This window comes from Tepidamorphus gemmatus, assembly GCF_004346195.1.
GTDB classification, from domain to species: Bacteria; Pseudomonadota; Alphaproteobacteria; order Rhizobiales; family Tepidamorphaceae; genus Tepidamorphus; species Tepidamorphus gemmatus.
Genome location: NZ_SMAK01000002.1, coordinates 485,099 through 502,800, shown reverse-complemented (window position 1 = coordinate 502,800; position 17,702 = coordinate 485,099). Strand labels below are relative to the sequence as shown.

At 65.8% G+C, this 17,702-nt stretch carries 30 protein-coding genes; all 30 read left to right on the top strand.

Annotation, left to right across the window (positions count from 1 at the left end; translation table 11 throughout):
* Positions 1-94: EF-Tu C-terminal domain-related protein (locus EDC22_RS05375; protein ID WP_483754796.1), on the top strand; the 94-nt coding region annotated here is incomplete at its 5' end.
* A gap of 62 nt (positions 95-156) precedes the next feature.
* Complete coding sequence (rpsJ, locus tag EDC22_RS05370) at positions 157-465, top strand: 30S ribosomal protein S10 (protein ID WP_132805570.1); 309 nt, start codon at positions 157-159, stop codon at positions 463-465.
* Between the two features lie 26 nt (positions 466-491).
* Positions 492-1,226, top strand: a complete 735-nt coding sequence (rplC, locus tag EDC22_RS05365) for a 50S ribosomal protein L3 (RefSeq protein ID WP_132805569.1) — start codon at positions 492-494, stop codon at positions 1,224-1,226.
* 3 nt (positions 1,227-1,229) lie between these two features.
* Positions 1,230-1,850, top strand: coding sequence for a 50S ribosomal protein L4 (rplD, locus tag EDC22_RS05360; RefSeq protein WP_132805568.1), 621 nt, complete (start codon positions 1,230-1,232; stop codon positions 1,848-1,850).
* On the top strand, positions 1,847-2,140 hold the full coding sequence (locus tag EDC22_RS05355) for a 50S ribosomal protein L23 (RefSeq protein WP_132805567.1): 294 nt from the start codon (positions 1,847-1,849) through the stop codon (positions 2,138-2,140). Before rplD ends, EDC22_RS05355 begins: the two co-directional genes overlap by 4 nt.
* A gap of 22 nt (positions 2,141-2,162) precedes the next feature.
* On the top strand, positions 2,163-2,993 hold the full coding sequence (gene rplB / locus EDC22_RS05350) for a 50S ribosomal protein L2 (RefSeq protein WP_132805566.1): 831 nt from the start codon (positions 2,163-2,165) through the stop codon (positions 2,991-2,993).
* A 10-nt stretch (positions 2,994-3,003) separates the two neighbouring features.
* A complete protein-coding gene (rpsS, locus tag EDC22_RS05345; RefSeq protein WP_132805565.1) occupies positions 3,004-3,282 on the top strand; it encodes a 30S ribosomal protein S19 in 279 nt (92 codons plus the stop codon).
* A 3-nt stretch (positions 3,283-3,285) separates the two neighbouring features.
* Entirely contained in the window at positions 3,286-3,666 is a 381-nt protein-coding gene (rplV, locus tag EDC22_RS05340) for a 50S ribosomal protein L22 (protein WP_132805564.1), read from the top strand.
* Positions 3,666-4,382, top strand: a complete 717-nt coding sequence (rpsC, locus tag EDC22_RS05335) for a 30S ribosomal protein S3 (protein ID WP_132805563.1) — start codon at positions 3,666-3,668, stop codon at positions 4,380-4,382. The genes rplV and rpsC overlap by 1 nt, the downstream gene beginning before the upstream one ends.
* A gap of 33 nt (positions 4,383-4,415) precedes the next feature.
* Positions 4,416-4,829 carry a 50S ribosomal protein L16 gene (gene rplP / locus EDC22_RS05330; RefSeq protein ID WP_132805562.1) on the top strand — a complete coding sequence of 138 codons (414 nt, stop codon included), beginning with the start codon at positions 4,416-4,418 and terminating at the stop codon, positions 4,827-4,829.
* A 14-nt stretch (positions 4,830-4,843) separates the two neighbouring features.
* A complete protein-coding gene (gene rpmC / locus EDC22_RS05325) occupies positions 4,844-5,047 on the top strand; it encodes a 50S ribosomal protein L29 (protein ID WP_132805614.1) in 204 nt (67 codons plus the stop codon).
* 11 nt (positions 5,048-5,058) lie between these two features.
* Positions 5,059-5,289, top strand: coding sequence for a 30S ribosomal protein S17 (rpsQ, locus tag EDC22_RS05320; protein WP_132805561.1), 231 nt, complete (start codon positions 5,059-5,061; stop codon positions 5,287-5,289).
* A 74-nt stretch (positions 5,290-5,363) separates the two neighbouring features.
* The gene (rplN, locus tag EDC22_RS05315) at positions 5,364-5,732 is read left to right on the top strand and encodes a 50S ribosomal protein L14 (RefSeq protein WP_132805560.1); all 369 of its coding nucleotides are present in this window, start codon (positions 5,364-5,366) and stop codon (positions 5,730-5,732) included.
* A gap of 5 nt (positions 5,733-5,737) precedes the next feature.
* Positions 5,738-6,052, top strand: a complete 315-nt coding sequence (gene rplX, locus EDC22_RS05310; RefSeq protein WP_132805613.1) for a 50S ribosomal protein L24 — start codon at positions 5,738-5,740, stop codon at positions 6,050-6,052.
* The gene (rplE, locus tag EDC22_RS05305) at positions 6,045-6,602 is read left to right on the top strand and encodes a 50S ribosomal protein L5 (RefSeq protein ID WP_132805559.1); all 558 of its coding nucleotides are present in this window, start codon (positions 6,045-6,047) and stop codon (positions 6,600-6,602) included. The genes rplX and rplE overlap by 8 nt, the downstream gene beginning before the upstream one ends.
* 35 nt (positions 6,603-6,637) lie before the next feature.
* Positions 6,638-6,943, top strand: a complete 306-nt coding sequence (gene rpsN / locus EDC22_RS05300) for a 30S ribosomal protein S14 (RefSeq protein ID WP_132805558.1) — start codon at positions 6,638-6,640, stop codon at positions 6,941-6,943.
* Positions 6,944-6,953: 10 nt separating this feature from the next.
* Complete coding sequence (rpsH, locus tag EDC22_RS05295; protein WP_132805557.1) at positions 6,954-7,352, top strand: 30S ribosomal protein S8; 399 nt, start codon at positions 6,954-6,956, stop codon at positions 7,350-7,352.
* A 37-nt stretch (positions 7,353-7,389) separates the two neighbouring features.
* The gene (gene rplF / locus EDC22_RS05290; RefSeq protein ID WP_132805556.1) at positions 7,390-7,923 is read left to right on the top strand and encodes a 50S ribosomal protein L6; all 534 of its coding nucleotides are present in this window, start codon (positions 7,390-7,392) and stop codon (positions 7,921-7,923) included.
* A gap of 11 nt (positions 7,924-7,934) precedes the next feature.
* The gene (gene rplR / locus EDC22_RS05285; RefSeq protein ID WP_132805555.1) at positions 7,935-8,297 is read left to right on the top strand and encodes a 50S ribosomal protein L18; all 363 of its coding nucleotides are present in this window, start codon (positions 7,935-7,937) and stop codon (positions 8,295-8,297) included.
* Between the two features lie 50 nt (positions 8,298-8,347).
* The gene (gene rpsE / locus EDC22_RS05280; protein WP_132805554.1) at positions 8,348-8,890 is read left to right on the top strand and encodes a 30S ribosomal protein S5; all 543 of its coding nucleotides are present in this window, start codon (positions 8,348-8,350) and stop codon (positions 8,888-8,890) included.
* 32 nt (positions 8,891-8,922) lie between these two features.
* Positions 8,923-9,120 carry a 50S ribosomal protein L30 gene (gene rpmD / locus EDC22_RS05275; protein WP_132805553.1) on the top strand — a complete coding sequence of 66 codons (198 nt, stop codon included), beginning with the start codon at positions 8,923-8,925 and terminating at the stop codon, positions 9,118-9,120.
* 22 nt (positions 9,121-9,142) lie between these two features.
* On the top strand, positions 9,143-9,643 hold the full coding sequence (gene rplO, locus EDC22_RS05270) for a 50S ribosomal protein L15 (protein ID WP_132805552.1): 501 nt from the start codon (positions 9,143-9,145) through the stop codon (positions 9,641-9,643).
* Between the two features lie 55 nt (positions 9,644-9,698).
* A complete protein-coding gene (gene secY / locus EDC22_RS05265; protein WP_132805551.1) occupies positions 9,699-11,033 on the top strand; it encodes a preprotein translocase subunit SecY in 1,335 nt (444 codons plus the stop codon).
* Positions 11,030-11,605 carry an adenylate kinase gene (locus tag EDC22_RS05260; RefSeq protein ID WP_132805550.1) on the top strand — a complete coding sequence of 192 codons (576 nt, stop codon included), beginning with the start codon at positions 11,030-11,032 and terminating at the stop codon, positions 11,603-11,605. The genes secY and EDC22_RS05260 overlap by 4 nt, the downstream gene beginning before the upstream one ends.
* Positions 11,606-11,806: 201 nt before the next feature.
* Positions 11,807-12,175, top strand: a complete 369-nt coding sequence (gene rpsM / locus EDC22_RS05255; RefSeq protein ID WP_132805549.1) for a 30S ribosomal protein S13 — start codon at positions 11,807-11,809, stop codon at positions 12,173-12,175.
* A 129-nt stretch (positions 12,176-12,304) separates the two neighbouring features.
* Positions 12,305-12,694: a 30S ribosomal protein S11 gene (gene rpsK / locus EDC22_RS05250; RefSeq protein ID WP_132805548.1), complete on the top strand. Its 390-nt coding sequence runs from the start codon at positions 12,305-12,307 to the stop codon at positions 12,692-12,694.
* A gap of 82 nt (positions 12,695-12,776) precedes the next feature.
* Positions 12,777-13,811: a DNA-directed RNA polymerase subunit alpha gene (locus EDC22_RS05245; RefSeq protein ID WP_245499648.1), complete on the top strand. Its 1,035-nt coding sequence runs from the start codon at positions 12,777-12,779 to the stop codon at positions 13,809-13,811.
* A 35-nt stretch (positions 13,812-13,846) separates the two neighbouring features.
* Positions 13,847-14,275, top strand: coding sequence for a 50S ribosomal protein L17 (rplQ, locus tag EDC22_RS05240; protein WP_132805546.1), 429 nt, complete (start codon positions 13,847-13,849; stop codon positions 14,273-14,275).
* A gap of 122 nt (positions 14,276-14,397) precedes the next feature.
* A complete protein-coding gene (recQ, locus tag EDC22_RS05235) occupies positions 14,398-16,200 on the top strand; it encodes a DNA helicase RecQ (RefSeq protein ID WP_132805545.1) in 1,803 nt (600 codons plus the stop codon).
* Between the two features lie 76 nt (positions 16,201-16,276).
* The gene (locus EDC22_RS05230) at positions 16,277-17,698 is read left to right on the top strand and encodes a Do family serine endopeptidase (protein ID WP_132805544.1); all 1,422 of its coding nucleotides are present in this window, start codon (positions 16,277-16,279) and stop codon (positions 17,696-17,698) included.
* The last annotated feature ends 4 nt before the right edge of the window (positions 17,699-17,702 follow it).

Genomic DNA, 17,702 nt, shown 5'->3' with positions numbered 1-17,702 from the left:
CGTGCCGATCGCCATGGAGGAGCGCCTGCGCTTCGCCATCCGCGAGGGCGGCCGCACCGTCGGCGCCGGCGTCGTCTCCCAGATCATCGAGTAGGGCGAATTGGCAGGGCGCGCCCCCGCTTGCCGGGCGCGTCCGCCGGTTTCAGGAACAAGACCATGAACGGCCAGAACATCCGCATACGACTCAAGGCGTTCGACCATCGGATCCTCGATGCCTCGACGCGCGAGATCGTCAACACCGCCAAGCGGACCGGTGCGCGCGTGCGCGGCCCGATCCCGCTGCCGACGCGGATCGAGAAGTTCACGGTCAACCGCTCGCCGCACATCGACAAGAAGAGCCGCGAGCAGTTCGAGATGCGCACCCACAAGCGGCTGCTCGACATCGTCGAGCCAACGCCGCAGACGGTGGACGCGCTGATGAAGCTCGATCTCGCCGCCGGCGTCGACGTCGAGATCAAGCTCTGAGGAACGGTTAGGAAAGCGACACGGTCATGCGCTCAGGACTGATCGCTCAGAAGGTCGGGATGACCCGCATCTTCACGGACACCGGGGAACAGGTCCCGGTCACCGTGCTGAAGGTGGACGGCTGCCAGGTCGTGGCTCATCGCACCGAAGAGAAGAACGGCTACGTTGCGCTGCAGCTTGGCGCCGGGCTCGCCAAGGCGAAGAACACGCCGCGCGCCATGCGCGGGCATTTCGCGGTGGCCAAAGTCGAGCCGAAGCGGAAGTTGGCGGAGTTCCGGGTGAGCCCGGAGAACGTCATCGAGGTGGGTGCTGAGCTGACGGCCGATCATTTCGTCGCCGGTCAGTACGTGGATGCGACCGGCATCTCGATCGGCAAGGGCTTCGCCGGCGCGATGAAGCGGCACAATTTCGGCGGCCTGCGCGCCTCGCACGGCGTGTCGATCAGTCACCGTTCGCATGGTTCGACCGGTGGCCGCCAGGATCCCGGCAAGGTCTTCAAGAACAAGAAGATGGCCGGCCACATGGGCAGCGTTCGGGTCACCACGCAGAACCTTCAGGTCGTTGGCACTGACTCCGATCGTGGGCTGATCATGGTGCGCGGGGCGGTTCCGGGCGCGAAGGGCGGCTGGGTGATGCTGCGCGACGCGGTGAAGAAAGAGCTGCCCGAGGGCGTTCCGTTTCCGGGCGCATTCCGGACGGCGGCGAATGGCGTCGACTCGGCTGCCCAGCCGGGCGCGGCCGAGACCGGTTCGGAGGGGTGATCCATGAAGATCGACGTGATTGCGCTCGACGGCAACAAGTCGGGATCGGTTGATCTTTCCGACGAGATCTTCGGTCTGGAGCCGCGCAGCGACATCCTGCAGCGCATGGTCCGCTGGCAGCTGGCCAGGCGTCAGGCCGGGACGCACAAGTCGAAGACTCGCGGCGAAGTGCACGGCACCACCGCGAAGATGTACAAGCAGAAGGGCACGGGTCGCGCCCGTCACGGTGCGAGAACCGCGCCGCAGTTCCGCGGCGGCGGCAAGGCCTTCGGTCCGGTTGTGCGCAGCCATGCGCATGATCTGCCCAAGAAGGTGCGGGCGCTGGCGCTGAAGCATGCGCTGTCGGCGAAGGCGAGGTCGGAGTCGCTGATCGTGCTGGAGTCGGCGACCGCCGCGAGTGCCAAGACGAAGGTGCTGCTCGAGCAGTTCGCCAAGCTCGGTCTGGGCTCGGCGCTTGTCGTCGGCGGAGGCGAGGTGGAGGAGAACTTCCGGCTCGCTGCGCGGAATATCCCGAACGTCGATGTGCTGCCGGTTCAGGGCATCAACGTCTATGACATCTTGCGCCGTGACAAGCTGGTGCTGACCAAGGCCGCCATCGAGGCTCTGGAGGAGCGGTTCAAATGACCAATCTAAAGCACTACGACGTGCTGGTGGCACCGGTCATCACCGAGAAGTCGACGATGGCCTCGGAGCAGAACAAGGTGGTCTTCAAGGTCGCGCCGGGTGCGACCAAGGCGGAGATCAAGGCTGCCGTCGAGGCGCTGTTCCAGGTCAAGGTTTCGGCGGTCAACACGCTGGTTCGCAAGGGCAAAAACAAGCGGTTCAAGGGCGTCAAGGGCAAGCAGTCGGACGAGAAGAAGGCGTTCGTGACGCTCGCCGAAGGCCACTCCATCGACGTGACGACCGGTCTGTGAGCGACGGGCGAGGCTACGGAACATGGCACTGAAGAGCTACAATCCGACGACGCCCGGCCAGCGCCAGCTGGTCATCGTCGATCGTTCTGGCCTTTGGAAGGGCAGGCCGGTAAAGAAGCTGACCGAGGGCCTGATCAAGTCGGGCGGCCGCAACAACGCCGGACGTGTCACCGCGCGCCGACGCGGCGGCGGCCACAAGCGGCTGTACCGGATCATCGACTTCAAGCGAACCAAGTTCGACGTACCCGGCACGGTCGAGCGTCTCGAGTACGATCCGAACCGATCCGCGTTCATCGCACTCATCTCCTATCCGGACGGCGAGCAGGCTTACATCCTGGCGCCGCAGCGGCTGGGCGTTGGTGATACGGTGGTCGCCGGCAAGCAGGTCGACGTCAAACCAGGCAATGCGATGCCGCTTGCGTCGATCCCGATCGGCACGATCGTCCACAACGTGGAGATGAAGCCTGGCAAGGGCGGCCAGATCGCGCGGTCGGCAGGGACCTATGTTCAGCTGGTCGGACGCGACCAGGGCTACGCGATCCTGCGCCTGAACTCAGGCGAGCAGCGGCTGGTGCATGGTGCCTGCATGGCCACCGTCGGCGCGGTTTCCAATCCGGATCATGCCAACATCAATGATGGCAAGGCCGGCCGGTCGCGCTGGCGCGGCAAACGCCCGTCGGTGCGTGGTGTCGCGATGAACCCGGTCGATCATCCGCATGGCGGCGGCGAGGGCCGCACCTCCGGTGGCCGGCATCCGGTCACCCCCTGGGGCAAGCCGACCAAGGGCAAGAAGACCCGGCGCAACAAGGCGACGCAGAAGTTCATCCTGCGTTCGCGGCACCTGAAGAAGTAGGGCACGGATCATGACGCGTTCCGTTTGGAAGGGGCCGTTCGTCGACGGCTATCTGTTGAAGAAGGCGGAGGCCGCACGGTCTTCGGGCCGCAACGAGGTCATCAAGATCTGGAGCCGGCGCTCGACGATCCTGCCGCAGTTCGTTGGCCTGACGTTCGGCGTCTACAACGGTCAGAAGCACGTGCCGGTGCTGGTGTCGGAGGACATGGTCGGCCACAAGTTCGGAGAGTTCTCGCCGACGCGCACCTACTACGGGCATGCGGCTGACAAGAAGGCGAAGAGGAGATAGGCCATGGGCAAAGCTGCTCGCGAGCGCGCCCTGCCCGAGAACGAGGCGAAGGCCGTCACCCGCAACATCCGGGTAAGCCCTCAGAAGCTCAATCTCGTGGCGGCCTCCATCCGCGGCAAGAAGGTTTCGGCGGCGTTGGCCGATCTGACCTTCTCGAAGAAGCGGATCGCGCGGGATGTGAAGAAGACGCTGGAATCCGCGATCGCCAATGCGGAGAACAATCACGACCTCGACGTCGACGACCTCGTCGTGTCGCAGGCCTTCGTCGGCAAGGCGCTGGTGATGAAGCGCTGGACGCCGCGGGCGCGCGGACGCGTCGGTCGGATCGAGAAGCCGTTCTCCAACCTGACGATCATCGTGCGGCAAGTCGAGGAGTCCGCCTGATGGGCCAGAAAGTCAATCCGATCGGGCTCCGGCTCGGGATCAACCGTACCTGGGATTCCCGCTGGTTCGCCGGGCAGCGCGAATATGGGTCGCTGCTGCACGAGGATCTGAAGATCCGCGACATGCTGAAGAAGGAACTGAAGCAGGCGGCGGTATCGAAGATCGTGATCGAGCGTCCGCACAAGAAGTGCCGGGTGACGATCCACAGCGCACGTCCGGGCATCGTCATCGGCAAGAAGGGCGCCGACATCGAGAAGCTGCGCCGCAAGATCGCTCGGATGACGCAGTCGGAAGTGCATCTCAACATCGTCGAGGTTCGCAAGCCGGAGATCGACGCCAATCTGGTGGCTGACTCGATTGCCCAGCAGCTCGAGCGCCGGGTCTCGTTCCGGCGCGCCATGAAGCGGGCGGTGCAGTCGGCAATGCGGCTCGGCGCCGAGGGCATCCGCATCAACTGCTCCGGTCGGCTCGGTGGCGCCGAGATCGCGCGCATGGAGTGGTATCGGGAGGGTCGGGTTCCGCTGCACACGCTGCGCGCCGACATCGACTATGGCGAGGCGACCGCCGTGACGGCCTACGGCACGTGTGGTGTCAAGGTGTGGATCTTCAAGGGCGAGATTCTCGAGCACGATCCGATGGCCTCCGAGCGCCGTGCGATGGAAGTTGCGGAGAGCGGCGGGCGCAGCGGCGGTGGCCGGCGCGAGATGCACAGCTGAAGACGGGCACAGGACCTGAAGTAGAGAAGAACCATGCTTCAACCCAAGCGCACCAAGTTCCGCAAGCAGCACAAGGGCCGCATTCACGGCGTCGCCACCAGCGGCACGTTGCTGACCTTCGGCTCCTTCGGCATCAAGGCGCTCGAGCCGGAGCGGATCACTGCCCGGCAGATCGAGGCGGCGCGGCGCGCCATCACGCGTCACATGAAGCGCGCCGGCCGTGTGTGGATCCGCATCTTCCCGGACGTGCCGGTGTCGAAGAAGCCGACCGAGGTGCGCATGGGAAAGGGCAAGGGCGCGCCGGAGTACTGGGTCGCCAGGGTGAAGCCAGGTCGGATCATGTTCGAGATCGACGGGGTGCCGCCGGTCGTGGCACGCGAGGCGCTGCGGCTTGGGGCGGCGAAGCTGCCGATCAAGACGCGCTTCGTGCAGCGCGCCAGCGAGTGAGCGGAGTGAGCGAGATGAAGGCGAGCGAGGTCTGGTCGAAGACCGTGGACGAGCTCAGGGACGAGCTGGCCAAGCTGAAGAAGGAGCAGTTCAATCTGCGCTTCCAGAAGGCGACGGGCCAGCTCGAGAACACCGCGCGGGTTCGCCAGGTGCGGCGCGACATTGCGCGCGTGCAGACCGTGCTGGGCGGCAAGAGCCGCGCGGCGGGCAAGGCTTGAGGTCCTAAGACATGCCAAAGCGAATTCTGAGCGGAACCGTCGTCAGTAACAAGAACGACAAGACGATCGTTGTCGAGGTCGAGCGGCGCTACACGCATCCGCTGCTGCACAAGGTGGTCCGCACGAGCAAGAAGTACCATGCCCACGACGCCGAGAACCGGTTCAAGGTCGGGGATCAGGTACGGATCGAGGAGTGCGCACCGATCTCGAAGCTGAAGCGCTGGGTCGCCCTGGCGGACTGAGGCCGGACCGGTAGCGCAGGAAACAGGCAAGGTGCGGCTGCGGCCGCACGACGAAAAGGAAGAAGAGGCCGGCCATGATCCAGATGCAGACGAATCTCGATGTCGCCGACAATTCGGGCGCGCGCCGGGTGCAGTGCATCAAGGTGCTGGGCGGGTCGAAGCGAAAGTACGCATCGGTCGGCGACATCATCGTGGTGTCGGTGAAGGAGGCCATCCCGCGCGGCCGCGTGAAGAAGGGCGACGTCATGAAGGCGGTCGTCGTGCGCACCGCGAAGGACATCCGCCGGCCGGACGGAAGCGTCATCCGCTTTGACCGCAACGCCGCGGTGCTGGTGAACAACAACAAGGAGCCGATCGGCACGCGCATCTTCGGCCCGGTGCCGCGCGAGCTCAGGGCGAAGAACCACATGAAGATCGTATCGCTTGCGCCGGAGGTGCTGTGATGTCGATGGCGAAGATCCGCAAGGGCGACAAGGTCGTGGTCCTTAGCGGCCGCGACAAGGGCAGGACCGGCGACGTCCTGAAGGTTTTCCCGAAGGAGAACCGGGCGATCGTGTCGGGGGTCAACATGGTGCAGCGCCACCAGCGCCAGACGGCGCAGGAGGAAGGCGGCATCAAGTCCAAGGAAGCGCCCATTCACCTGTCCAATCTGGCGCTGGCCGATCCGAAGGACGGCAAGCCGAGCCGGGTCGGGTTCAAGTTCCTGAACGACGGTCGCAAGGTGCGTGTCGCCAAGCGGTCGGGAGAAGTGATCGATGGCTGAAGCAGCTTACGAGCCGCGCCTCAAGCGCCACTACAACGACGTCGTGAAGCCGAAGCTGCTGGCAGAGTTCGGCTACACGAATCCGATGATGGTGCCGCGGCTGGACAAGATTGTGCTGAACATGGGGATCGGCGAGGCCGTCGGCGACCAGAAGCGCACCGTCTCGGCCGCAGCGGATCTGACGCGGATCGCTGGCCAGAAGGCGGTGATCACCAAGGCGCGCACATCCATCGCCACATTCAAGGTGCGCGAGGGCATGTCGCTCGGCGCCAAGGTCACGCTGCGCAAGGCGCGGATGTACGAATTCCTGGACAGGCTGGTCACGATCGCGCTGCCGCGGGTGCGCGACTTCCGCGGGCTCAATCCGAAGAGTTTCGACGGGCGCGGGAATTACGCGCTCGGCATCAAGGAGCACATCGTGTTCCCCGAGATCGAGTACGACAAGGTCGACCAGATCTGGGGGCTGGACGTGGTGATCTGCACGACCGCGAAGTCGGATGACGAGGCGCGGGCGTTGCTGAAGGCCTTCAACTTCCCGTTCCGGAACTGACGGAAACGGGGCGGGAAACCTCAGGAGGTTCCGTAATGGCGAAGAAGAGCGCGATCGAGAAGAACCGCAGGCGCGTCAAGCTCGTGAAGAAGTTCGCGGGAAAGCGCGGGCGGCTCGCGGCGATCGCAAACGACGAGTCGCTGTCGATGGAGGAGCGGTTCCAGGCGCGGCTGAAGCTCGCTGCCTTGCCGCGCAATTCCTCGAAGACCCGCATCCGCAATCGTTGCGAGGTGACGGGCCGGCCGCGCGCCTTCTACCGCAAGTTGAAGCTGTCGCGTATCGCGCTCCGGGAACTGGGCTCGAAGGGCCTGATCCCCGGTCTGGTCAAGTCGAGCTGGTGAGGAACGGGTCATGGCGATAAGCGATCCGCTGGGCGATATGCTGACGCGAATCCGCAACGCGCAGATGCGGCGCAAGCCCAAGGTGACGACGCCGGCCTCCACGCTGCGGCGGCGGGTGCTGGACGTTTTGCAGTCAGAAGGCTTCATCCGCGGCTATTCGACGATCGAGTTCGATGGTGGCCGGTCGGAGTTCGAGATCGAGCTGAAGTATTACGACGGCGAGCCAGTGATCCGGACGATCGAGCGGGTCTCCAAGCCCGGCCGTCGGGTCTATGCCTCCGTCAAGACGCTGCCGACGGTCAACAACGGGCTTGGGGTATCGATCGTGTCGACCCCAAAGGGTGTCATGCCGGACTGGCAGGCGCGCGAGGAGAATGTCGGCGGCGAAGTGCTCTGCCGGGTGTTCTGACGGGCAGGGCAGAAGAGAACGAGCGGGAGTCTGTTCGATGTCGCGCATCGGAAAGAAGCCGGTCCCCGTCCCCCGCGGGGTGACGGCGACGATCGAGGGACAGAGCGTATCGGCCAAGGGGCCGAAGGGCATGCTGTCCATCGTGCTGAACGAGGAGGTGGCGGCCGAGATGACCGACGAGGGCATCAAGGTCAGCCCGCGCGACGAGTCCAAGCGGGCGCGCGCCATGTGGGGCCTGTCGCGGACACTGGTGTCCAACATCGTCACGGGTGTCAGCGAGGGCTACAGTCGCAGGCTGGAGATCGTCGGCGTCGGCTATCGCGCTCAGGTTCAGGGCAGGACCCTGCAACTGGCGCTCGGCTTCAGCCACGACGTGCAGTATCCGATCCCCGAAGGCATCTCGATCGAATGTCCGAAGCCGACCGAGATCGTCGTGAGCGGCATCGACAAGCAGCGCGTCGGCCAGGTCGCCGCGGAGATCCGCAGATACCGCAAGCCTGAACCGTACAAGGGCAAGGGCGTGCGCTACGCGGGCGAATTCATCTTCCGCAAGGAAGGCAAGAAGAAGTAACGGGGCCGAACATGAGCAAGGGTCTGACGAATCGCGAGAAGCGCGCGCTGCGCGTGCGCCGCGCCATCAGGCGGGCGGCGAACGGCCGGCCACGGCTGAGCGTGTTCCGCTCCTCGAAGAACATCTATGCCCAGGTGATCGACGACGCGAAGGGGCACACGGTCGCGGCAGCCTCCTCGCTGGACAAGGATTTGCGCGGGTCGATCAAGACCGGCGCGGACAAGGCGGCCGCCGAGGCGGTCGGCAAGCTGATTGCCCAGCGGGCGATCGACGCCGGCATCAAGCAGGTCGTGTTCGACCGGGGCGGATATCTCTATCACGGGCGCGTCAAGGCGCTCGCCGATGCAGCGCGCGAGGGCGGCCTCGAGTTCTGAGGCCACGGTCCGGCGTGACAAGGAAGAGGAATGACGACGTGGCGGGTCCGATGAGAGAAGATCGCGAGCGCGACAGCGAGTTCGTCGACAAGCTGGTCCACATCAACCGTGTGGCCAAGGTGGTGAAGGGCGGCCGGCGCTTTGGCTTCGCGGCCCTCGTCGTCGTCGGCGACCAGAAGGGCCGGGTCGGTTTCGGCCATGGCAAGGCGCGCGAGGTTCCGGAGGCGATCCGCAAGGCGACCGAGGCGGCGAAGCGTTCGCTGATGCGCGTGCCGCTGCGCGAGGGCCGCACGCTCCACCACGATGTCGCGGGCCGCTGGGGCGCCGGCAAGGTGCTGCTGCGGGCAGCGCCTCCCGGTACCGGCATCATCGCCGGTGGTCCGATGCGTGCCGTGTTCGAGACGCTGGGTGTTCAGGACGTGGTGGCGAAGTCGCTGGGCTCGTCCAACCCCTACAACATGGTGCGGGCGACGTTCGAGGCGCTCAAGCGCGAGGACAGCCCGCGCGCGGTGGCGGCACGGCGCGGCATCAAGGTATCGACGCTGCAGAGCCGGCGCCGCGACGGCGTCACCGATGCGGCTGCCGAGGCCTGATGGCGCCTGCTGAAATTCGAGGAGACGGTCCGATGGCCAAGACCAGCGAGAAGACGATCACCGTCGAGCAGATCGGCAGCCCGATCCGCCGTCCCGGCGATCAGAGGGCGACTCTGATCGGACTCGGACTGAACAAGATGCACCGCAGGCGCACGCTGCCGGACACCCCGGCGGTGCGGGGGATGATCCGCAAGGTCAGCCACCTGGTGCGCGTCGTGGAAGAGAACTGAGCGGCTACGGAGCGAGCGTGTCATGAAGCTCAATGAACTCGCCGACAATCCCGGCGCCCGCAAGGCGCGCAAGCGCGTCGGCCGCGGCATCGGCTCCGGGCTCGGCAAGACAGCCGGCCGGGGTCACAAGGGACAGAAGTCGCGCTCCGGCGTCACGGTCAAGGGCTTCGAGGGCGGCCAGATGCCGCTGCATCGGCGCTTGCCGAAGCGGGGCTTCAACAGTATCTCCCGCAAGTCCTTCTCGGTCGTGAATCTGGACCGGGTGCAGGAGGCCATCGACGCCGGCAAGCTGGACGCGAGCGCTCCGGTTACGGCCGAGGCGATGGTGGCGGCCGGGCTCGTGCGGCGCATCCGCGACGGCGTTCGCCTCTTGGGGACGGGCGAGCTCAAGGCGAAGGTCGCCTTCCGTCTGCAGGGCGCCTCGAGGGCGGCTGTTGCCGCCGTCGAGAAGGCCGGCGGTTCGGTGGAGCTCGTCGGTCTGGACGGCAAGGCGGTCGCGGCGGGCGCGGCCGAGCAGGGCTGAGGATCGCCCTTGGCGCCCTGACCGGTCACGGAAACGGGGCGGGACGGAGATCGATATGGCGTCGGCGGCTGAACAACTCGCAGCGAATCTCAACTTCGGCGCGTTCGCCAAGGCGACGGAGCTGAAGAAGCGGATCTGGTTCACCCTCGGCGCATTGCTGGTCTACCGGCTCGGAACCTACATCCCCCTGCCGGGGATCAATCCGGGCGCGGTCGCGGAGCTGTTCAACCAGCAATCCTCGGGCATTCTCGGCATGTTCAACATGTTCGCCGGCGGCGCGGTGGGCCGCATGGCGATCTTCGCGCTGAACATCATGCCGTACATCTCGGCGTCCATCATCGTGCAGCTGCTGACGGCGGTCTCGCCGCATCTGGAGCAGCTGAAGAAGGAGGGCGAGCAGGGCCGCAAGCAGATCAACCAATACACCCGCTTCGGCACGGTGTTCCTCGCCGCGGTGCAGGCTTACGGCATAGCCGTGGGCCTCGAGGGGGCCGGCAACGTCGTCACGGATCCCGGCTGGTTCTTCCGCATATCGACGGTCATCACGCTGACCGGCGGCACCATCTTCCTGATGTGGCTCGGCGAGCAGATCACCCAGCGTGGCGTTGGCAACGGCATTTCGCTGATCATCTTCGCCGGTATCATCGCCGGGCTACCAGCGGCGATTGCGGGCACCCTCGAACTCGGCCGCCAGGGCGCGCTGTCGACGGTCATCATCCTCGCCATCTTCGTGATGGCGGTCGTCGTCATCGCGTTCATCGTCTTCATGGAGCGGGCGCAGCGGCGACTGCTGATCCAGTATCCGAAGCGTCAGGTCGGTAACCGGGTGTTCCAGGGCGATTCCTCGCATCTGCCGCTGAAGCTGAACACGGCCGGCGTCATCCCGCCGATCTTCGCGTCGTCGCTGCTGCTGCTGCCGATCACGGTCGCCAATTTCTCGAGCGGGCAGGGCCCGGAGTGGCTGACGACGGTGACGACACTGCTCGGGCATGGCCAGCCGCTCTACATGCTGCTCTATGCGGCCGGCATCATCTTCTTTGCCTTCTTCTACACGGCTGTCGTCTTCAATCCGGCCGATACGGCCGAGAATTTGAAGAAGCACGGCGGCTTCATCCCCGGCATTCGCCCCGGCGAGCGCACCGCGCAGTACATCGACTATGTACTGACCCGCATCACGGTCGTGGGCGCCCTCTACCTGACGCTGGTCTGTCTGTTGCCCGAGTTCCTGGTATCGTGGTGGAACGTTCCGTTCTACTTCGGCGGCACGTCGTTGCTGATCGTGGTCTCGGTAACGATGGATACGGTGTCGCAGGTTCAAGGACACCTGCTCGCGCACCAGTACGAGGGGCTGGTCAAGAAGGCGCGGCTTAGGGGGGGACGGCGCCGATGAGACTGATCTTGCTGGGTCCGCCGGGGGCGGGCAAGGGAACGCAGGCGGCACGGATCGAGCAGCGCTACGGCATCCGGCAGCTCTCGACCGGCGACATGCTTCGAGCAGCGGTCGCCGCCGGAACGCCGGTCGGTCAGAAGGCCAAGGACATCATGGCCCGCGGCGAGCTTGTGCCCGACGAGGTCGTGGTGCAGATCATCTCCGAGCGGCTGGATCAGCCGGATTGCGCCAAGGGATTCATCCTCGACGGGTTTCCGCGCACCGTCGCCCAGGCCGAGGCGCTCGAGGAGCTTCTGAAGGCAAAGGGAATCAGGCTGGACGCCGTGGTGGAACTCGAGGTCGACGGCTCGATCCTGATCGAGCGGATCGAGAAGCGTGCCCGCGAGTCGGCCGGCGGCCCGCGCGCCGACGACAATGCTGAGGCGCTGAAGAAGCGTCTCGAGGTGTACCATGCGCAGACCGCGCCGCTGATCGCATTCTACCGCGACAGGGGCCTTCTGCGGACGGTGGACGGAATGGCTTCGATGGATGATGTGACGAACCAGATCGTCTCCGTGCTGGAGGCGGCCTGATCTGGCACGGAATCTGATCGGAGAGGTTGACTTCCACCCGAGCCATGCGGTATCCAGCCGCTCTTGTCCGTAAGGAGTCGAGCCGGTGGGTGCCGCGGGGCCTGATTGCAGGCCGCGTCGCCCGTATCGTGCGTTCCGGGTGGTTGACGCGGACAGGATCGGACTTCCGGCCCGAGGGCCGGTGCGAATGGAGCGAATAACGTGGCCCGAATTGCAGGCGTCAACATTCCGACCAACAAGCGCGTTGAGATCGCGCTGCGCTACATTCATGGAATCGGACCGGCCAAGGCGCGGGAGATCTGCGAAAAGGTCTCGATTCCGCCGGAGCGGCGGGTGAACGAGCTGACCGACGCAGAAGTGCTGCAGATCCGCGAGACGATCGACCGCGACTATCTGGTCGAGGGCGACCTGCGCCGTGAGGTGGCGATGAACATCAAGCGGCTGATGGACCTCGGCTGCTATCGGGGATTGCGGCATCGCCGCGGCCTGCCGGTGCGTGGTCAACGCACCCATACCAATGCCCGTACCCGCAAGGGACCCGCGAAGCCGATCGCCGGAAAGAAGAAGTGAGCGGATAGGAAATCGGCGCTGGCGAACCACGGCAGGCGGTGAAGGCCGCCATCCGCGGGTTGGCTGGCAGTCTGTCAGGTGGAGCCGCTGGCATTACGGCGGCGAGGATATCGAGAGCAAGGACTTCAGATGGCCAGAGATACGACGCGCGTACGCCGCCGCGAGCGCAAGAACATCACCTCGGGCGTTGCGCATGTGAACGCTACCTTCAACAACACGATGATTACGATCACGGATGCGCAGGGCAACGCGATCTCGTGGTCGTCGGCGGGCACAATGGGCTTCAAGGGCTCGCGCAAGTCGACTCCCTTTGCCGCTCAGATGGCGGCGGAGGATGCGGCCAAGAAGGCAGCCGAGCATGGGATGCGTACGCTGGAAGTCGAGGTTCGCGGACCTGGTTCGGGCCGGGAATCGGCGCTGCGGGCGCTGCAGGCCGCGGGCTTCATGATCACCGCGATCCGCGACGTGACGCCGATTCCTCACAATGGGTGCCGGCCGCGCAAGCGTCGGCGCGTCTGATCTCTCATTCACCGGCGGCGGGATCGTCCCGGCCGCCGGTTGCGCTGCGGCGGTTGGCGGAACCTGCCGCGCGTCAGGCACTATCCGACGAGGTACGACCGTGATTGAGAAGAACTGGCAAGAGCTGATCAAGCCGTCCAAGCTGGAGGTCGCGCCGGGCAGCGATCCGAAGCGTCTTGCGACGCTGGTGGCCGAACCGCTCGAGCGCGGTTTCGGCACGACGCTCGGCAACGCGCTTCGTCGCGTGCTGCTGTCCTCGCTGCAGGGTGCGGCGGTGACGTCGGTGCAGATCGACGGTGTGTTGCACGAGTTCTCCTCGATCCCCGGTGTTCGCGAGGACATCACCGATATCGTTCTGAACATCAAGGAAATCTCGCTGAGGATGCATGGCGAGGGACCGAAGCGGATGGTCCTGAAGAAGCAGGGGCCCGGTCAGGTGTTCGCGGGCGATATCCAGACGGTCGGGGATATCGAGGTGCTGAACCCCAAGCTGGTTCTGTGCACGCTCGACGAGGGCGCCGAGATCCGCATGGAGTTCACGGTCAACACCGGCAAGGGCTATGTTCCGGCCGATCGCAATCGGCCGGACGACGCGCCGATCGGTCTGATTCCGGTTGACAGCCTCTACAGCCCGGTGCGCCGGGTGTCCTATCGGGTGGAGAACACCCGCGAGGGCCAGATCCTCGATTACGACAAGCTGACCATGGAGGTCGAGACCGACGGCTCGGTCAGTCCGGAGGATGCGGTGGCTTATGCGGCGCGCATCCTGCAGGATCAGCTCGAGGTGTTCGTCAACTTCGAGGAGCCGAAGGCGGAGATCATCGAGGAGATGGTCCCGGAACTCGCGTTCAACCCGGCCTTGCTGAAGAAGGTCGACGAACTGGAGCTGTCGGTGCGCTCCGCGAACTGCCTCAAGAACGACAACATCGTCTATATCGGCGATCTGATCCAGAAGTCGGAGGCGGAGATGCTGCGCACGCCGAACTTCGGACGCAAATCGCTGAACGAGATCAAGGAGGTGCTCGCCCAGATGGGGCTGCACCTGGGCATGGAAGTACCGAACTGGCCGCCGGAGAACATCGAGGAACTGGCCAAGCGGTACGAGGACCACTACTGAGCGCCGCCGGCGCCACCGAATTCAGGGAGAGTTCCATGCGTCATGGAAAGGCGGGCCGGAGGCTCAATCGGAGCTCGAGTCACCGCAAGGCGATGTTCGCCAATATGGCCGCGTCGCTGATCCGACACGAACAGATCGTCACGACGCTGCCGAAGGCGAAGGAGCTGAAGCCGATCGTCGACAAGCTTGTCACGCTCGGCAAGCGCGGCGATCTTCATGCGCGTCGTCAGGCGATCAGCCAGATCCGCGACAAGGACGCGGTGTCGAAGCTGTTCGAGACGCTTGGTCCGCGCTACAGGCAGCGCAATGGCGGCTACACGCGTGTGCTGAAGGCGGGCTTCCGTTACGGCGACGCAGCGCCGGTCGCGGTGATCGAGCTGGTCGACCGCGACGAAAGCGCCAAGGGTGCCGAGGACCGCGCCCGGCATGAGGCGGAAACCGCTTCGGGGACCGAGGCGGCGTGAGTCTGCCTGCCCGGGCGGAGCATTCAGAGGGGCCTTCGGGCCCCTTTCGTGTTCGCGACGGCAAGAAGCCGCTTTGCCGAATCGGATGACAGATCGGCGGCGGCTGCTGTAAACGCCTCCCGGTGGGACAGATCGATCAAGACAGCCGCAAGTTCGCCGTCCTGCGTGAGGCATTCGGATTTGCCGCGTTCCGGGCAGGACAGGAGCCGATTGTCGATGCGCTGATCGACGGCCGCAACGTGCTGGCGATCATGCCGACCGGTGCCGGAAAGTCGCTCTGCTACCAGCTTCCCGCACTTGTCCGTGGCGGTCTGGCGATCGTTGTCTCGCCACTGATTGCGCTGATGGACGATCAGGTGGCGGCCCTGAAGCTAGCCGGACTTGCCGCCGAGGCGATCCATTCCGGCAAGACGCGCGAGGTTAATGTAGCGATCTGGCGACGCGTCGTGCGCGGTGCGGTTCGCCTGCTCTACCTGTCGCCGGAGCGGCTGATGGCGCCGCGCATGCTCGCGGCGCTCCGCAGACTGCCGGTCTGCCTGATCGCGATAGACGAGGCGCATTGCATCTCGCAATGGGGCCATTCGTTTCGAGCGGACTATCTTGGCCTCGGCGCCCTCCGCGAGGCCTTTCCCGATGTGCCGCTGGCCGCAGTGACGGCAACTGCCGACCGCGCCACCCGTGACGAGATCTGCGACAGGCTGTTCGGCGGCGCAGTCGAGACCATCGTCTGCGGTTTCGACCGTCCCAACATTCGCCTTACCGTCCTGGCCAAATCCAATGCGCAGCGCCAGATCGAGCGTCTGGTGCGGGAGCGACCGGGCGAGAGCGGCATCATCTATCGCATCTCGCGCAGGAAGGTGGAGGAGACCGCGGCCGCGCTGCAGGGTCTCGGCGTGCGGGCGCTGCCCTATCATGCCGGCATGAGCGTTGCCGAAAGGGCAGCAAACCAGGAGACCTTCCTCGCGGAGGCCGGCGTGGTCATGGTTGCCACCGTTGCCTTCGGGATGGGTATCGACAAGTCGAATGTCCGCTACGTCATTCACGGCGATGTTCCCGGTAGCCTGGAGGCCTATTACCAGGAGATCGGCCGGGCGGGACGCGACGGGGCGCCGTCGGATGCGGTGATGCTGTATGGCCGGGAGGATGTACGCACGCGGCGCCGCTTCATCGAGGAGCAGGACTGTGACGAGGAACGCAAGCGCATCGAAGCGCTGCGGCTGGAGGCGCTGGTCGGTTTCTGTGAAACCACCTCGTGCCGCCGCCAGGTGCTTCTCGGCTATTTCGGCGAGGCCTCGGGTCCCTGCGGCAACTGCGACATCTGTCTGGTGCCGCCGCAGTTCGTCGATGCGACGCCGGCTGCGCGGCTGGCGATCGACATGGTCCGCACGACGGGCGAGCGGTACGGGGCGGTCTACCTTGCTGACCTTCTGACGGGCGAGGCGAGCGAAACGGTCATCGGCAGGGGCCACGACCGGCTGCCGCTGTTCGGGGCCGGCGCCGACCGGCGCCGCTCGGAATGGCAGACGATCCTGCGCCAGCTCGTGGCCGACGGGTATCTCGCCGTCGAACCGGGCGGCTACGGCTCGCTGTCGCTGGCCGATCGGGCCGCTGGCCTGATCGACGGGACCGAGACATTCCGCTTGCGGCTCGAACCGCCGAAGCCGGGCGGGCGGCGTGCGCGGCGCCGGGCGACGCCCGCCCCGCCGGCTCCCGATGCCGAGCTGGTTGCCCGCCTGAAGTCGCTGCGCCGCGACCTCGCCGCCGCCCGCAACGTGCCTGCCTACGTGGTCTTCACCGACCGGACGCTGGAGGAAATGGCCGCCTATCGGCCCCGCTCGCTGGACGAACTGGCGGGTGTGCGCGGCGTCGGTACCGCCAAGCTGGCCGCATTCGGGCCGGCCTTCCTGTCGGTCCTGAACGAGTGATGAGACGGCCGCTGCGCGGCACTTTGCGGCCGTTCTTTTTCCCGGTTCGGCCCCCTATATTGGCGGCACGAAAGGAATGGCGATGAACCGTACTCCCCTGGTTGCGGCCCTGGTGCTGCTTGCGCTTGCCGCGGGCACGGCCTCCGCGCAGACGCGTGCCGTTCCGGCGACGACGGAAGACCTCACCTATTCCTATGCGGCCGTGGTCAAGCGGGCGGCTCCCGCGGTCGTCAACGTCTACACCAGTCGGCTGGTGCGCCGGCCCAATTACCCGCCGTTCTTCGATGATCCGTTCTTTCGCCGATTCTTCGGCGGCCCAGGTCTGCCGCAAGTGCCGGGCGGGGAAACGAGCCGGGTGCAGAACTCGCTGGGGTCGGGGGTCATCGTCGATCCCGTCGGCCTTGTCGTCACCAATGCCCACGTGATCGAGGGGGCGGACGAAATCAAGGTGGCGCTGGCGGATCGCCGCGAGTTCGAGGCGGAGGTCGTGATCCGCGACGAGAAGACCGATCTCGCGGTCCTGAGGTTACGGGCACAGGGACCCTTTCCCGCCCTCGAATTCGATGATTCCGACAATCTGGAGGTCGGCGACATCGTCCTGGCGATCGGCAATCCCTTCGGCGTTGGGCAGACGGTGACCAGCGGCATCATTTCGGCGCTGGCGCGCACTCAGGTCGGGGTGTCGGACTACGGCTTCTTCATCCAGACCGACGCGGCGATCAACCCCGGCAATTCGGGCGGCGCGCTGGTTGATCTGCGCGGCCGCGTCGTCGGGATCAATACGGCGATCTTCTCGCGCTCCGGCGGCTCGCACGGCATCGGCTTCGCCATTCCGTCCAACATGGTCCGTCTCGTCGTCGCGAGCGCGCGCAACGGCGGCGAGGTGCGCAGGCCCTGGTTCGGCGCCAGCGTCCAGGAGGTCACACCCGACATCGCCGAAAGCCTCGGCATGGACCGGCCGGTCGGCGTACTTGTCGGCAAGCTGCATCCGCGCGGCCCGGCCATTGCCGCCGGCCTGAAGACCGGCGACGTGATCACGGCCGTGGACGGCTGGGAGATCACCGACCCGAACGCCTTCAGATACCGTCTGGCGACGCGCGGACTCGGCGAGACGACGCAATTGACCGTGCGGACACGGGGCCGGGAAAAGGTGGTCGGCGTGTCGCTCATCGCCGCGCCGGAGGATCCGCCCCGCGACGTGCGCGACATCGGTGGCGCCTCGCCGCTGACCGGAGTTCGCGTCGCCAACCTGTCACCGGCCGTGGCGGAGGAGCTGTCGCTCGATACGGATGCCGACGGCGTGGTGGTGATCGCCGTACAGCGGGGTTCGCCGGCGCAGCGCGTAGGCTTCATCGTCGGCGACATCATCGACGAGATCAACGGCGAGGGCGTGCAATCAACCGCCCGGCTGGCGCGGATGACCGAGAATCGCCGGCGTTCCTGGACGATTACCATCATCCGCGATGGGCGCCGCATCTCTTCGACCTTCTCCGGTTGAGGGT

What these genes read in the sequence shown, in the direction of transcription:
- rpsS (WP_132805565.1), top strand. Translation starts at nt 3,004, where the DNA reads ATGACGCGTTCCGTTTGGAAGGGGCCGTTCGTCGACGGCTATCTGTTG.
- rplC (WP_132805569.1), top strand. Translation starts at nt 492, where the DNA reads ATGCGCTCAGGACTGATCGCTCAGAAGGTCGGGATGACCCGCATCTTC.
- EDC22_RS05355 (WP_132805567.1), top strand. Translation starts at nt 1,847, where the DNA reads ATGACCAATCTAAAGCACTACGACGTGCTGGTGGCACCGGTCATCACC.
- rplV (WP_132805564.1), top strand. Translation starts at nt 3,286, where the DNA reads ATGGGCAAAGCTGCTCGCGAGCGCGCCCTGCCCGAGAACGAGGCGAAG.
- rplB (WP_132805566.1), top strand. Translation starts at nt 2,163, where the DNA reads ATGGCACTGAAGAGCTACAATCCGACGACGCCCGGCCAGCGCCAGCTG.
- rpmC (WP_132805614.1), top strand. Translation starts at nt 4,844, where the DNA reads ATGAAGGCGAGCGAGGTCTGGTCGAAGACCGTGGACGAGCTCAGGGAC.
- rpsJ (WP_132805570.1), top strand. Translation starts at nt 157, where the DNA reads ATGAACGGCCAGAACATCCGCATACGACTCAAGGCGTTCGACCATCGG.
- rplN (WP_132805560.1), top strand. Translation starts at nt 5,364, where the DNA reads ATGATCCAGATGCAGACGAATCTCGATGTCGCCGACAATTCGGGCGCG.
- rplQ (WP_132805546.1), top strand. Translation starts at nt 13,847, where the DNA reads ATGCGTCATGGAAAGGCGGGCCGGAGGCTCAATCGGAGCTCGAGTCAC.
- secY (WP_132805551.1), top strand. Translation starts at nt 9,699, where the DNA reads ATGGCGTCGGCGGCTGAACAACTCGCAGCGAATCTCAACTTCGGCGCG.
- rplR (WP_132805555.1), top strand. Translation starts at nt 7,935, where the DNA reads ATGAGCAAGGGTCTGACGAATCGCGAGAAGCGCGCGCTGCGCGTGCGC.
- rplO (WP_132805552.1), top strand. Translation starts at nt 9,143, where the DNA reads ATGAAGCTCAATGAACTCGCCGACAATCCCGGCGCCCGCAAGGCGCGC.
- rpmD (WP_132805553.1), top strand. Translation starts at nt 8,923, where the DNA reads ATGGCCAAGACCAGCGAGAAGACGATCACCGTCGAGCAGATCGGCAGC.
- rplF (WP_132805556.1), top strand. Translation starts at nt 7,390, where the DNA reads ATGTCGCGCATCGGAAAGAAGCCGGTCCCCGTCCCCCGCGGGGTGACG.
- EDC22_RS05230 (WP_132805544.1), top strand. Translation starts at nt 16,277, where the DNA reads ATGGCGATGAACCGTACTCCCCTGGTTGCGGCCCTGGTGCTGCTTGCG.
- rpsK (WP_132805548.1), top strand. Translation starts at nt 12,305, where the DNA reads ATGGCCAGAGATACGACGCGCGTACGCCGCCGCGAGCGCAAGAACATC.
- rplP (WP_132805562.1), top strand. Translation starts at nt 4,416, where the DNA reads ATGCTTCAACCCAAGCGCACCAAGTTCCGCAAGCAGCACAAGGGCCGC.
- rpsQ (WP_132805561.1), top strand. Translation starts at nt 5,059, where the DNA reads ATGCCAAAGCGAATTCTGAGCGGAACCGTCGTCAGTAACAAGAACGAC.
- rplX (WP_132805613.1), top strand. Translation starts at nt 5,738, where the DNA reads ATGGCGAAGATCCGCAAGGGCGACAAGGTCGTGGTCCTTAGCGGCCGC.
- rpsH (WP_132805557.1), top strand. Translation starts at nt 6,954, where the DNA reads ATGGCGATAAGCGATCCGCTGGGCGATATGCTGACGCGAATCCGCAAC.
- EDC22_RS05260 (WP_132805550.1), top strand. Translation starts at nt 11,030, where the DNA reads ATGAGACTGATCTTGCTGGGTCCGCCGGGGGCGGGCAAGGGAACGCAG.
- rplE (WP_132805559.1), top strand. Translation starts at nt 6,045, where the DNA reads ATGGCTGAAGCAGCTTACGAGCCGCGCCTCAAGCGCCACTACAACGAC.
- rplD (WP_132805568.1), top strand. Translation starts at nt 1,230, where the DNA reads ATGAAGATCGACGTGATTGCGCTCGACGGCAACAAGTCGGGATCGGTT.
- rpsC (WP_132805563.1), top strand. Translation starts at nt 3,666, where the DNA reads ATGGGCCAGAAAGTCAATCCGATCGGGCTCCGGCTCGGGATCAACCGT.
- rpsN (WP_132805558.1), top strand. Translation starts at nt 6,638, where the DNA reads ATGGCGAAGAAGAGCGCGATCGAGAAGAACCGCAGGCGCGTCAAGCTC.
- rpsE (WP_132805554.1), top strand. Translation starts at nt 8,348, where the DNA reads ATGAGAGAAGATCGCGAGCGCGACAGCGAGTTCGTCGACAAGCTGGTC.